The 12994-nt window shown below is 47.0% G+C and carries 11 protein-coding genes and 1 pseudogene; 11 read left to right on the top strand and 1 reads right to left on the bottom strand.

Annotated elements, in window-relative coordinates; genetic code table 11:
* Window positions 1–2: 2 nt before the first annotated feature.
* The 9 genes and pseudogenes from cmk (at window position 3) to cysM (ending at window position 8998) form a co-directional block, all read left to right on the top strand.
* Window positions 3–665 (top strand): (d)CMP kinase, encoded by a 663-nt coding sequence (gene cmk, locus ICN20_RS01595; RefSeq protein ID WP_216237798.1) that lies wholly within the window; start codon window positions 3–5, stop codon window positions 663–665.
* A 145-nt stretch (window positions 666–810) separates the two neighbouring features.
* Window positions 811–2484: a 30S ribosomal protein S1 gene (gene rpsA, locus ICN20_RS01590; RefSeq protein WP_216237797.1), complete on the top strand. Its 1674-nt coding sequence runs from the start codon at window positions 811–813 to the stop codon at window positions 2482–2484.
* Between the two features lie 52 nt (window positions 2485–2536).
* Window positions 2537–2875 (top strand): annotated as a pseudogene (locus tag ICN20_RS01585) (integration host factor subunit beta); the annotation flags it as partial.
* A gap of 66 nt (window positions 2876–2941) precedes the next feature.
* On the top strand, window positions 2942–4153 hold the full coding sequence (lapB, locus tag ICN20_RS01580; RefSeq protein ID WP_216237796.1) for a lipopolysaccharide assembly protein LapB: 1212 nt from the start codon (window positions 2942–2944) through the stop codon (window positions 4151–4153).
* Window positions 4154–4170: 17 nt separating this feature from the next.
* Window positions 4171–5535: a UDP-glucose/GDP-mannose dehydrogenase family protein gene (locus ICN20_RS01575; RefSeq protein ID WP_216237795.1), complete on the top strand. Its 1365-nt coding sequence runs from the start codon at window positions 4171–4173 to the stop codon at window positions 5533–5535.
* A gap of 41 nt (window positions 5536–5576) precedes the next feature.
* A complete protein-coding gene (rfaE1, locus tag ICN20_RS01570) occupies window positions 5577–6506 on the top strand; it encodes a D-glycero-beta-D-manno-heptose-7-phosphate kinase (RefSeq protein ID WP_216237794.1) in 930 nt (309 codons plus the stop codon).
* The gene (rfaD, locus tag ICN20_RS01565) at window positions 6503–7522 is read left to right on the top strand and encodes an ADP-glyceromanno-heptose 6-epimerase (RefSeq protein ID WP_216237793.1); all 1020 of its coding nucleotides are present in this window, start codon (window positions 6503–6505) and stop codon (window positions 7520–7522) included. Before rfaE1 ends, rfaD begins: the two co-directional genes overlap by 4 nt.
* 88 nt (window positions 7523–7610) lie before the next feature.
* Entirely contained in the window at window positions 7611–8045 is a 435-nt protein-coding gene (locus ICN20_RS01560) for a helix-hairpin-helix domain-containing protein (protein WP_216237792.1), read from the top strand.
* Between the two features lie 41 nt (window positions 8046–8086).
* A complete protein-coding gene (gene cysM / locus ICN20_RS01555) occupies window positions 8087–8998 on the top strand; it encodes a cysteine synthase CysM (protein ID WP_216237791.1) in 912 nt (303 codons plus the stop codon).
* Here cysM and ICN20_RS01550 read toward each other — a convergent pair.
* On the bottom strand, window positions 8995–10293 hold the full coding sequence (locus ICN20_RS01550; protein ID WP_370624516.1) for a lytic transglycosylase domain-containing protein: 1299 nt from the start codon (window positions 10291–10293) through the stop codon (window positions 8995–8997). The genes cysM and ICN20_RS01550 overlap by 4 nt on opposite strands.
* Before the next feature lie 50 nt (window positions 10294–10343).
* Between ICN20_RS01550 and ICN20_RS01545 the strand changes: the two genes are divergently transcribed.
* Together ICN20_RS01545 and ICN20_RS01540 are read left to right on the top strand one after the other, a co-directional pair.
* Window positions 10344–11264 carry a histone deacetylase family protein gene (locus tag ICN20_RS01545; RefSeq protein WP_216237790.1) on the top strand — a complete coding sequence of 307 codons (921 nt, stop codon included), beginning with the start codon at window positions 10344–10346 and terminating at the stop codon, window positions 11262–11264.
* A 46-nt stretch (window positions 11265–11310) separates the two neighbouring features.
* Window positions 11311–12963 (top strand): acyl-CoA synthetase, encoded by a 1653-nt coding sequence (locus tag ICN20_RS01540; protein WP_216237789.1) that lies wholly within the window; start codon window positions 11311–11313, stop codon window positions 12961–12963.
* Window positions 12964–12994: the final 31 nt, after the last annotated feature.

The raw sequence follows: 12994 nt of genomic DNA, 5'->3' as shown, positions 1-12994 counted from the left end.
TCATGAGTTCTTTTCCGGTCATCGCCATTGATGGGCCAACTGCTTCTGGCAAGGGTACGGTTGCTTCCTTGGTGGCAGAAAAGTTGGGATTCCATTACTTGGATAGCGGCGCTCTCTATCGTTTGGTTGCTTTAGCTAGCGAAAAGCAGGGAATTGATGTCAAAAATGGCCCAGAATTAGGCCTTTTGGTTCCTAAGTTATTGATTTCATTCAAAAATGGGCAAATTTTTCTCAATGGTGACGACGTAACTGAGGCTATTCGCAAGGAACATATCGGTTTAAGAGCCTCTGCTCTAGCGGTTCACCCCGAAGTAAGAGCTAACTTAGTGGGCCTGCAGCGTAGTTTTCGGCAATCCCCAGGCCTGGTAGCCGATGGTAGGGATATGGCCAGCGTCATATTCCCGGATGCTGTTTTGAAGGTTTTCTTGACCGCAACAGCTGCTGCCAGAGCTGAACGTCGCTATAAGCAATTGATAGCTAAGGGAATTTCTGCTAAACTTGAGGACTTGCTGCAAGATTTGCAGGAGCGCGATGCCAGAGACAGTAGTCGAGGTGCCGCACCCTTAATAGTTGCAGACGGTGCAAAAGTGCTTGAAACATCAGATTTATCTATAGATCAAGCAGTTAAGACAGTTTTAGATTGGTATCAATCTGTAATTGCCTAGTTTTGTAAGTGGTAACAGTAGTAAGTTGTACGTAGTAGTTTTGGTGTCTTAAGAAACTCCACAACGCGACTTTTCATTAGCGTGTTTCTTGAAGACTTTTTTAACCTAACCCGTCAGGCCTTCTGGCGGCACAAAGTGAATACACATGTCTGAATCATTTGCAGAATTATTTGAAGAATCATTAACCCGATCGAATATGAAGACCGGCCAAGTTATTTCGGCTGAAGTTCTTCGCATCGACCATAACTTCGTCGTTGTTAACGCTGGCTTAAAGTCTGAAGCGTTTATTCCTGTTGAAGAATTCCATAACGACGCTGGCGAGATTGAAGTAGCTCCTGGCGATTTCGTTTCTGTTGCTATTGACGCTCTTGAGAACGGCTATGGCGACACAATCCTTTCCCGTGACAAAGCTAAGCGCTTGGCATCATGGATGAACTTGGAAAAAGCTCTCGAGCAAGCTGAGATCGTTACCGGTACTGTTACTGGTAAGGTTAAAGGCGGCTTGACTGTAATGGTTAACGGTATCCGCGCATTCTTGCCTGGATCACTCGTTGATACACGCCCAATCAAAGACACCAGCCCTTACGAAGGTAAGACAATGGAGTTCAAGGTTATCAAGCTTGACCGTAAACGTAACAACGTAGTGTTGTCACGTCGTGCTGTTGTTGAAGCTAGCCAAGGTGAAGAGCGTGCTAAGTTGATGTCTAACCTTAAAGAAGGCGCTGTTGTTACTGGCCTTGTTAAGAACATCACTGATTACGGCGCGTTCGTTGACCTCGGTGGTATCGATGGCCTCTTGCACATCACTGACTTGGCATGGCGTCGTGTGCGTCACCCAAGCGAGATGTTGACTGTTGGTCAAGAAGTTACCGCTAAGATTTTGAAGTTCGATCAAGAGAAGAACCGTGTTTCACTCGGCGTGAAACAGCTTGGTGATGATCCATGGGTTGGTATCGCTCGTCGTTACCCACCAAACACCCGTTTATTCGGCAAGGTAACTAACCTGACTGACTACGGTGCATTCGTTGAAATCGAATCTGGTATCGAAGGTTTGGTACACGTTTCTGAAATGGACTGGACTAACAAGAACGTTGCTCCAAGCAAAGCTACTGCATTAGGAACCGAAGTTGAAGTAATGGTTCTGGATATTGATGAAGACAAGCGTCGTATTAGCTTGGGCATCAAGCAGTGCAAAGCAAATCCATGGGAAGAGTTCTCACGTGCCCAACAAAAAGGCGATAAGTTGACTGGCGCAATCAAGTCTATTACTGACTTTGGTGTGTTCATTGGCTTGCCTGGTGGTATCGACGGTTTAGTTCACCTCTCAGACCTTTCATGGAATGAGCCAGGCGAAGAAGCTGTTAAGAAATACAAAAAAGGTGATGAAGTTGAAGCCACTGTATTGGCAATTGATGTTGAGAAAGAGCGTATCTCTCTTGGTATCAAGCAATTGTCTGGCGACCCATTCAACAACTACACATCTGTCAGCGACAAGGGTAGCCTCGTTACTGGTACTGTGAAGGCTGTTGATGCTAAGGGTGCAACGATTCACTTGGCTGATGAAGTTGAAGCTTACTTACGTGCTTCTGAGATCTCAACAGATCGCGTTGAAGATGCACGTAATGTATTGAAAGAAGGCGACAGCGTAACTGCAATGATCATCAACATTGATCGCAAGTCACGTGTTATCAATCTTTCAATCAAAGCAAAAGACAGCTCTGATCAACAAGATGCTATGACCAAGCTCCAAGGTGATGCGCAGTCCGGCACAACCAATTTGGGCGCTTTGTTAAAAGCAAAATTGGATAATCAAGGCTAAATCAATATCGCCGCTTTCCATTAGGAGAGCGGCGATTTTTTATTGATAGATCATGACAGATCAAGAGCAACAAGCAATTACCCGCTCCGAACTAGTAGAGAGTCTCGCGGAACAGTTTCCGCAGCTTTTGCCTAGGGACGTGGAGTTGGCGGTAAAAACTTTGCTGGACACAATGACTCATGCTTTGGCTGAGGGTAAGCGTATTGAACTGCGCGGTGTGGGAAGTTTTGTACTTCACCATCGTCCTGCGCGTACAGGTCGCAATCCAAAGTCTGGCGAGAAAGTATTGATCCCAGAAAAACGCGTTCCGCACTTTAAGCCTGGCAAAGAGTTGCGCGAGCGAGTAGATTACAAGCCGTTGAAGCAGGCGGGCCCCAAAGAGGGTTCTGGTGCCTAAGATTCAGGCTCAACCTCAGTGGTCCTTTCGGGCCATTTTTTTATTTAAATTCTGCACGCCATGATTCAGATAGCTACCGCTTGGTTACTGCTACTACCAGTCATGTTTGGTATTGGTTGGTTAGCGGCGCGCTGGGACTTGCGTCTTGAGAATCGCATGGATGAGCGCGAGCGTATGCGTCAGCAACGTTCAACTTTTAAAGGTTTGAGTTTGCTGCTAAATGAGGAGCCTGATCAAGCGATCGAAACCTTAGTCAAAATTGCGCAGTTAGATCCAGAGACAATTGAGCTTCATTTCTCATTGGGTAATTTATTTCGCCGTCGCGGGGAAACAGAGCGCGCTATTCGCATTCATCAACACTTGGCTAATCGTGATGATTTAAAGCCTCGCGATCGTGATCATGCTGCCTACGAATTGGGCCGTGACTTCCTGCGGGCAGGATTACTTGATCGAGCAGAGGCTTCATTAAATCGTGTGGGCAATGGTAAATATGCTGAGCCCGCCAAAGAAAGTTTGTTGGAGATGTATCAAATTGAGCATGATTGGAAAAAAGCCATCATTGCTGCAACTGAGCTTGAGGGTTTACAGGGTAAATCGCACCATACTGAAATCGCACAATTTCACTGTGAACTTGGTCAAGAGGCTTTGCGACGCAAAGACTTGGTTGACGCGGAGCAATCCATTCAGCGGGCCCTTCAGGCCGTGCCGAATCATGCGCGGGCTTTGATCTTGCAAGGCGACTATTTGATGGCAATGGATCGTCCTGCCCAAGCGATTGAGGCTTGGAGTTTGATTGCCAGTTCTCACCCTGCTTACATGCATTTATTGGCCGATCGTTGGATGCTTGCTCACACAGCAATTAACAAAGAGAGCGAGGGTTTAGATCGCCTCTGCGAGTTGCTAAAAACCCAAGCTACCGGTGAGTTGCTCGATATTGTGCATAAACATCTGATGAAAATTCGGGGCCCGCAAGCAGCCAATGCGATGTTGTCTGATGTGATGCAGCATTCACCGACTTTGATTGCTTTATCTAAGATGGCGGAAACGCGTTTGGCATTAGAAGAGGGCAGCGCCACTCCAGAAAGACTATTGGAGTTGCAGTCAATTTTGAATCTCTTGCGCCAACGCACTACCAGTCTAGCTCGCTACACTTGCGGTAACTGTGGCTTTAGGGCAAGAAGATTTTATTGGCAATGTCCTGGTTGTAATCATTGGGAGGCATACTCCCCAAGACGAAGTGAAGGTGCTGCTCCTAGCGGCCCTTCAATGTAAAGAACTTTGGAGATAGATTGAAAGTTACCATCATCGGCAGTGGTTATGTAGGTCTAGTGACAGGCGCATGTCTGGCTGAGCAGGGCAATAACGTCTTTTGCGTGGACGTTGATCCTAGGAAGATTGAGATTCTCAATTCTGGTGGCGTACCTATTTATGAGCCAGGCCTCAAAGAGATGATTGAGCGCAATCGCGCTGCTGGACGTCTGCAATTTTCTACCGACATTGCGGCATCAGTTGCCCATGGAGATATTCAATTTATTGCTGTTGGTACTCCTCCGGATGAAGATGGTTCAGCTGATTTGCAATACGTTGTAGCTGCTGCCCGCAATATTGGTCTTCATATGACCACACCTAAAGTAATTGTGGATAAATCGACTGTGCCAGTAGGTACTGCCGATAAAGTATCTGCGGCGATTGCGGAAGAGCTGGAAAAAAGAAACCTCTCAGCAGAACTTTGCTCGGTAGTTTCTAACCCCGAGTTCCTTAAGGAAGGCGCTGCAGTAGAAGACTTTATGCGCCCTGATCGAATTGTGATTGGTACAGAAGCTACTCCAGCAGGGCTGCGTGCTAAAGAGCAGATGCGTAAGCTCTACGCCCCATTTAATCGCCATCATGAGCGTACGTACTACATGGATGTGAAAAGTGCTGAGCTAACCAAGTACGCAGCAAATGCGATGTTAGCAACCCGCATCTCTTTTATGAACGAGTTAGCCAATTTGGCAGATCTCGTCGGTGCCGATATTGAAGCCGTGCGTCAAGGTATTGGTTCAGATTCTCGAATTGGTTACGGCTTTTTGTACTCCGGTACTGGTTACGGTGGCTCATGCTTCCCTAAGGACGTGTCTGCTTTATCAAAGACTGCAAAAGAACATGGCCGAGATCTCAAGATTCTAGATGCTGTAGAAGCCGTCAATGAATTGCAAAAATATATCTTGGTTGAAAAGATTGAAAAGCGTTTTGGTGTGGATCTCACCGGAATGAAGTTTGCATTGTGGGGGCTTGCTTTCAAGCCAAATACCGACGATATGCGTGAGGCACCGAGTCGCGTCATCATTGCTGAGCTCGTAAAGCGTGGCGCTACGATAGTGGCTCACGATCCAGTATCGATGCCAGAAGCAAAGCATGCCTTAGAGCTCGACTTTGAAAGCAATCCAAAAGGCCTCCAGCAAGTCTCGATGGTCGATGATCCAATGAGCGCACTAGATGGTGCTGATGCCCTCATCATTGTGACCGAGTGGAAGGCTTTTAGAAGTCCAGATTTTGATCAATTGATGCAAAAACTCAAGCGCGCCATTATTTTTGATGGCCGTAACCTGTATGAACCCCAGTCTATGCAAGAATTGGGTATTGAGTACCACGGCATTGGGCGACATAATTAAGTCAATATCGAAACAGCAATAGAAAAATAAAAAGCCTTCAAATGGAAAAAGCCAATCGAGAGCAGTTCTCTAAAGCCCGCCTTCTAGTAGTGGGCGATGTCATGCTAGATCGTTATTGGTTTGGCGATACGAATCGCATTTCTCCAGAAGCGCCTGTACCCGTTGTACAGGTAGGCAAGATTGATGAGCGTCTGGGCGGAGCTGCTAACGTAGCTCGTAACGTTGCAGCGCTCGATGCACAAGCGACTATTTTGGGTATTGTTGGTAACGACGAGTCCGGTAAGCGTGTGGCTGAGTTATTAAAAGCAGGCGGTGTTGATAGTCAATTAGAAGTTGATGCTGATGTTCCAACGATTGTGAAATTGCGCGTGATTGCACGTCAGCAACAGCTCATTCGCTTGGATTTTGAAGAGGCTCCCAGTGCAAAAGCACTTGCCCACAAGTTAGAGCGCTTTGAAAAATTGGTTGGCGATGCTGATGTGGTGATTCTGTCAGATTATGGCAAAGGTGCCTTAGGTCAGGTCGCTCATATGATTGAGCAAGCTAGGGCGCAAAACAAAATGATTTTGGTTGACCCTAAGGGCGAGGATTACGAAAAGTATCGTGGTGCCACTGTTTTAACGCCTAACCGTAGTGAGTTGCGCCAGGTGGTTGGTCAGTGGACGAGCGAAGAAGATTTAACTCAGAAAGCTCAGGATCTGAGAAAGTCTTTGGATCTGCAGGCCTTGCTCTTAACGCGTTCTGAGGACGGGATGAGTCTGTATACCGAGTCAGGCGTGAGTCATGTCAAAGCCCAAGCACGTGAGGTGTTTGATGTTTCTGGTGCTGGCGATACCGTGATTGCAACATTAGCCGTTGCATTGGCTGCGAAGTGGCCTTTAGAAAAAGCGATGGCCCTAGCAAATCGTGCTGGCGGTATCGTAGTTGGTAAGCTAGGAACTGCAACCGTTACTTCAGAGGAATTACAGTGACTATTATCGTAACCGGCGCAGCTGGATTTATTGGCGCTAACATTGTTCAAGCGCTCAATGCGCGTGGCGAGAAAAATATCATTGCGGTTGATGACCTTCGCCCTGCCGATAAATATCGCAATCTCGCTGATTTAGACATCATTGATTATCTTGATAAGGATGAGTTTCTAGAAGCCTTTAGAAGCGGTCGTTTAGGTAAGGTGAGGGCAGTATTCCATGAGGGCGCTTGCTCTGACACCATGGAAACGGATGGGATCTTCATGATGGCGAATAACTATCGCTACACCATGGACTTGCTCGATATCTGTACAGATCAAAAGGTTCAACTCCTCTACGCTTCATCAGCTGCTACTTATGGCGGCTCGGATGTTTTTGTGGAAAGCCGTGAACATGAGAAGCCTCTCAATATTTATGGCTACTCTAAGTTCTTATTTGATCAAGTGATGCGTAAGCGTTTTGCTGAGAAAGCCAATACAGCGCAAGTGGTTGGTTTTCGTTATTTCAATGTGTATGGTCCACGCGAATCCCATAAGGGCCGTATGGCATCCGTGGCTTTTCATCAATACCATCAATACAAAGCCAATGGCCATGTAAAGCTCTTTGGTGAATATGGTGGCTATGCTTCTGGTGAACAAAGCCGTGACTTTGTTTCGGTTGAAGATGTAGTGAAAGTAAACCTCTTCTTCCTGGATCATCCAGACATCAGCGGTATATTCAATTTAGGTAGCGGTCGCGCTCAACCCTTTAATGATGTGGCTCATGCGGTGGCTAACGCAATGCGTAAGCTGGATAAAGCAGCGCCCGCAAGCTTGCAAGAATTAGTTAAAGAAAAAGCGATTGAGTACATTCCATTTCCAGATGCCCTCAAAGGAAAGTATCAATGCTTTACTCAAGCAGATTTGACTAAGCTCAGAGCTGCAGGCTATACCGAGCCTTTCTTGAATGTTGAGCAAGGCGTAGGAAGATATATTGAGTGGTTAGAGGCCAACTCTGGTTTCCTGGCTAACCCTTTGTAATCTAGTCAACAGAATTAACTTCTCTTCGTTGTAAACGATCCACGCGCACTTGGTGCCCGTGGATTTTTTATTAACCACAGGAGATAGCATGACAGGTAATTTACGAGTAGATAGATGTTGGAGTTTGATTCGAGCGGCGACTGTAGCGTTGGCAGTATGTATTGCGAGTGTGGGGGCGGGGGCCGCATATGCCTCACCCATTAACGTCAATACTGCGACTCAAACAGAGCTAGAGAGCATCAAAGGCATCGGCCCTTCCAAAGCCAAAACCATCATTGCCGAGCGCTTGGATGGTGGGCATTTCCAGGATGCGAATGACTTACAGAAGCGAGTCCGTGGAATTGGTATGAAATCGGTAGAAAAAATGGTGGATAACGGTCTAACGATTGAAGCGCCCAGCTCCTTTCGGGAGCCGAACGGCCGCACCAAGAAAGAGGGCGGGGCCTCTGGCCGACGTAGTGCTCGTAATCAAGCTAGTCCTCGCCCTCAGTCGGAGCGTTCGGGAGCAGGTCGCAGAAATTAAACCCTATCGTGTGTAGGCTTGCTTATGGCTAAAATGGCCATATGAGCAAACCTTCTTACCTGACTATTTCACAGACCGTAGGCAATACGCCTTTGGTGCGCCTGCAGCGTATTCCTGGTCTGGAGAATGAAAATCGCAATAATGTGATTTTGGGTAAGTTAGAAGGAAATAATCCGGCCGGGTCGGTGAAGGACCGACCTGCGCTGTCGATGATTGCGCGTGCACAAGAACGCGGTGAAATTAAACCTGGCGATACTTTGATTGAAGCAACTAGCGGTAATACAGGTATTGCTTTGGCAATGACTGCAGCGATGCTTGGTTACAAAATGATTTTGGTGATGCCAGAAAATCAAAGTATTGAGCGTCGTCAAAGTATGGCGGCGTATGGCGCTGAACTTATTTTGACTGCAGCTTCGGGTGGCATGGAGTTTGCAAGGGATTACGCCTTACAGCTGCAGAGGGAAGGTCGCGGCAGATTGCTCGATCAATTTGCTAATCCCGATAATCCTCGGGCGCATATCGAAACAACAGGTCCAGAAATCTGGCGCGACACAGATGGACAGGTTACCCATTTTGTTTCTGCAATGGGTACTACTGGAACAATTACTGGTGTCTCAACCTATCTCAAGTCCATGAATCCAGCGATTCAGATTATTGGAGCACAACCTGAGGAAGGTTCGCAAATTCCCGGTATTCGAAAGTGGGCCCCTGAATACCTGCCAAAGATTTATCAAGGCGATCGTGTGGATGCGATTGAATATGTCTCCCAAGCGGATGCAGAAGAGATGGCTCGTCGCTTAGCTGCTGAAGAGGGTATCTTCTGCGGTATCTCTGCTGGAGGCGCCTTGGTTGTGGCTTTGCGCATAGCGCGTCAAGTTGAAAACGCAACGATCGTCTTTATTGTCTGCGACCGTGGCGACCGTTACTTGTCTACTGGAGTATTTCCAGCTTAAGAAGATTTCACTTTCTTTTTTGCGTTAGTTTTCTTGGGTTTTGATTTTTCAGTCGCTGTCTTAGGCACGCTGGCTTTGCTTGGGCTTTCTACTGGCACTACGCTTTGGTTCTTATATCCCAAAGCTTCGGCAAACTCAGCAACACTTTGCGCATAAAAGTAACTGCGGTTGTACTGAACAATTGTCAGAAAATTATTTAAGCCTACAAAATATTGCACTTGGTCTGAGCCATCTTTATCGGGATAGGGTAGGTCAACAATAAAAGCTTTGCTTTGAGGTTCTACGCCACCACTTTGAAGATCACCTTGTTGTTTGGTAAGAATGCCTTTTTCAATGAGATCCTGAACCGTGAATTTGAGTTGGGGCTCACCATCTGCCAATGCTTTTGCCTGAGCAATACCGTTAGCCTGAACTGGAAAAGAAATTGGCATGCCTGTTTGCCAGCCATGTTTTTTCATGAAGTTAGCAACGCTGGCTATGGCATCTTTGGGGCTTTGTTTGAGATCGATATGTCCATCTCCATCCCCATCAACCGCAAAACTTCGAATACTGCTCGGCATAAACTGCGGTAGGCCTATGGCACCGGCATAGGAGCTGTTCTGATTAAGGCAGGCACTAAAGCGTGCGCTATTGACGCCTTGACTACTATTTTTAGAGGGCAGCTTGCCACCTGCTTCGGTCCAGCACATCAGAATGAGCTCTTTAAGTTGATCCTTAAAGAGCTGCTCACGAGCCGACTTATTGGGGGTGTCGGGATAACTAAAGGCTAAGGTAGATAAAACGTCCTTAACCCTGAAATTACCGGTTTGGCGCCCGTAAATTGTTTCAATGCCAATAATGGCCACAATAATTTCTGCCGGCACCCCAGAATCTTGCTCAACTTGGCTCAAATAGGCCTGGTTTTGCTCCCAAAAAGCCCTGCCAGCCTTCAGACGAACAGGCTCAATAAAGCGTTTACGGTATGCCAGCCAATTTTTCTTGAAAGTGCCCGATGGGGGTAATACCAATTTGCGAATCGAGGGAATCGTTTTAGCATCTAGGAGGCCCATTTCTAAGGCTTGGAGGGGGATTTCTTGGGTTTGGGATACTTGCCCTAGGAGTTCACTGAGGTTTTGGCTAACACGTGCCTCCGTGACTGCATCATCGGTCTGGTTTACGATGGACTGTTGCGATTGGGTTGGCTGTGTAGGGGTGCTGGAGCACCCTGCTAGAGCTAGAGCAATCAGTAGGTAGGAGATGCGAAAGTTCATGCCTAAGGTATTTGTATTGATATTGGATTTTTGAGTGTTAAGCACGTTTTATTAGATTATAAAAATTACAAATTTGCTATTAAGGATTTTGGGTAATGACAACAGGATACATAACTCATCCAGACTTTCTGAAACATGAGATGGGAAGCCATCATCCAGAGTGTCCAGAACGAATTCAGGCGATTAATGATCAGCTGATACGCAGCGGCATTGATCAATTTTTACATCATTTGGATGCACCTTTAGCAACTGAGGATCAACTCGAGTTGGTCCATAGTCCAGATCACGTTTCTTTTGTGCGAGATCGCGCTCCAGAGAGCGGGTATTTCATGTTGGATGGTGACACCATCATGAATCCCCATACCTACAGAGTAGCGCTCAGAGCTGCTGGTGCAGCTATTGCCGGTGTTGATGCCGTGATGAAGGGCGAGGTTGAGAATGTATTTTGCGCAGTAAGACCCCCAGGACATCATGCAGAGCCAACCCGCTCGATGGGATTTTGTTTTTTTGACAACGTGGCTATTGCAGCAAGATATGCCATGGAGACTTACGGCATTGAGCGTGTCGCCATTATTGATTTTGATGTTCATCATGGCAATGGGACTGAAGCCGCTTTTTTTAATGATCCCAATGTTTTAATGTGTAGCTTCTTCCAGCATCCTTTCTATCCCTATAGCGGCCTTGATCACGCCAATAATATGGTTAACGTGCCTTTGCCTGCAGCCACACGTGGCGATGTAGTGCGCTCTATCGTGGAAGAGCAATGGTTGCCTGCCTTGCGCAATTTTGAGCCTGAGCTCATCATCATTTCGGCGGGGTTTGATGCACATCGCGAAGATGATTTGGGTCAAATGGGTTTGGTGGAGGATGACTATGCTTGGATTACGAAGCGCCTAAAAGATATTGCAAATGACTATGCGCAAGGCCGCATTGTGAGTTGCTTAGAAGGTGGCTATAACCTTTCCGCATTGGGTCGCAGTGTAGTGGCCCACATTAAGGCATTAGCAGAAATTTAAAGAATTGAAATTAGTTATTTAGTAAAACGGAAATCGAAAGCTGAAGATGCCAAATATTTACGAACAAGGCCTGGATCGCAATTCAGCCAATCACACCCCAATTACCCCACTCTTATTTTTAGAGCGCTCGGCACAAATTTATCCCAATAAAACTGCCGTTATTCATGGGAAGTTGCGTCAGACTTGGAGTCAAACTTATGAGCGTTGCCGTCGCATGGCGAGTGCTCTACAAAAGCGCGGCATTGGATTGGGTGACACGGTAGCGGTGATGTTGCCAAACACCCCGCCAATGGTGGAGGCTCACTTTGGTATTCCGATGGCAGGCGCAGTTTTGAATGCCTTGAATACCCGCTTAGATGCAGAGACCATCGCATTTATGCTCAATCATGGTGAAGCAAAGGTAGTGATTGTGGATCCTGAGTTTTCAGGAGTAATGAAAAGAGCCCTTGAGATCGCCAAAAAGGATTCAGGTCGTGAGTTCTTGGTAATCGACGTTGAAGAAAAAGAGTTTGATGTTCCTGGCGAAAAACTGGGGAGTCTTACTTATGAAAAATTTCTTTCTGAAGGTGACCCTAACTTTGCATGGCAAGTGCCCGGGGACGAGTGGCAAGCTATTTGCCTGAACTACACTTCAGGTACAACTGGTAATCCTAAGGGCGTCGTATACCACCATCGCGGTGCTGCAATTAACGCCGTATCGAACGTGTTGGACTGGGATATTAATAAGCATCCGGTATACCTCTGGACCCTCCCGATGTTTCATTGCAATGGCTGGTGCTTCCCATGGACGATTGCTGCACGTGCTGGTGTCAATGTGTGCTTACGTCGTGTTGATGCACAACATATTTTTGCGGCTATTAAAGATCATGGTGTGACTCACTATTGCGCAGCGCCTATCGTGCATAACTTGTTGGTGAACGCGCCAGATGAGATGAAGGCAGGCGTTCCTGCGGGTGTCAAAGGTTTGATTGCAGGCGCAGCCCCACCTGCGTCGATTATCGAAGGCATGGAAAAGCTGGGTTTTGATTTAACCCATGTATATGGCCTGACAGAAACATATGGACCGGCAGCTGTCTGCGTTAAACAAGATGAATGGAATGCTGTAGATATCGGTGAACGTGCTCGTTTAAATGCACGTCAAGGAGTGCGTTATCACATGCAGCAGGCTATAGCGGTTCTTGATACAGAAACAATGCAGCCAGTTCCAGCCGATGGTGAAACCATGGGCGAAATTATGTTCAAGGGCAATATCGCCATGAAGGGTTACCTGAAGAATGAAAAAGCAACTCAAGAAGCATTTGAGGGTGGCTGGTTTCACTCGGGGGATTTGGCGGTAATGAACCCGGATGGCTATGTGAAGATGAAGGATCGCAGTAAAGACATCATTATTTCTGGAGGGGAGAATATCTCCTCAGTTGAAGTTGAGGATGTTCTCTATCGTCACCCAGCAGTGAACGCCGCTGCAGTAGTTGCCAAACCCGATCCTAAGTGGGGTGAAACCCCTTGTGCCTTCCTGGAGATTAAGCCCGGTTCAGAGGTGACTGCTGAGGAAATCATTGCCCATTGCAAGCAGCATTTGGCTGGTTTTAAGGTTCCTAGGGCGATTGTGTTCTGTGAGTTGCCCAAGACCTCGACTGGCAAGATTCAGAAGTTTGAATTACGCAAGCAGGCTGGGTCTGCGACCGCTATTGATGTCTAGGGCCAGGTCTTCAGGGCGGATAAAATAGATC

Origin of the sequence: Polynucleobacter sp. JS-Polo-80-F4 (assembly GCF_018881965.1) — a bacterium.
GTDB lineage: Bacteria > Pseudomonadota > Gammaproteobacteria > Burkholderiales > Burkholderiaceae > Polynucleobacter.
The sequence above is the reverse complement of the archived record's forward strand: the minus strand, read 5'-3'. Positions and strand labels throughout refer to the sequence as shown.

What these genes read in the sequence shown, in the direction of transcription:
- ICN20_RS01545 (WP_216237790.1), top strand. Translation starts at nt 10,344, where the DNA reads ATGACAACAGGATACATAACTCATCCAGACTTTCTGAAACATGAGATG.
- rpsA (WP_216237797.1), top strand. Translation starts at nt 811, where the DNA reads ATGTCTGAATCATTTGCAGAATTATTTGAAGAATCATTAACCCGATCG.
- lapB (WP_216237796.1), top strand. Translation starts at nt 2,942, where the DNA reads ATGATTCAGATAGCTACCGCTTGGTTACTGCTACTACCAGTCATGTTT.
- cmk (WP_216237798.1), top strand. Translation starts at nt 3, where the DNA reads ATGAGTTCTTTTCCGGTCATCGCCATTGATGGGCCAACTGCTTCTGGC.
- ICN20_RS01560 (WP_216237792.1), top strand. Translation starts at nt 7,611, where the DNA reads ATGACAGGTAATTTACGAGTAGATAGATGTTGGAGTTTGATTCGAGCG.
- ICN20_RS01540 (WP_216237789.1), top strand. Translation starts at nt 11,311, where the DNA reads ATGCCAAATATTTACGAACAAGGCCTGGATCGCAATTCAGCCAATCAC.
- cysM (WP_216237791.1), top strand. Translation starts at nt 8,087, where the DNA reads ATGAGCAAACCTTCTTACCTGACTATTTCACAGACCGTAGGCAATACG.
- rfaE1 (WP_216237794.1), top strand. Translation starts at nt 5,577, where the DNA reads ATGGAAAAAGCCAATCGAGAGCAGTTCTCTAAAGCCCGCCTTCTAGTA.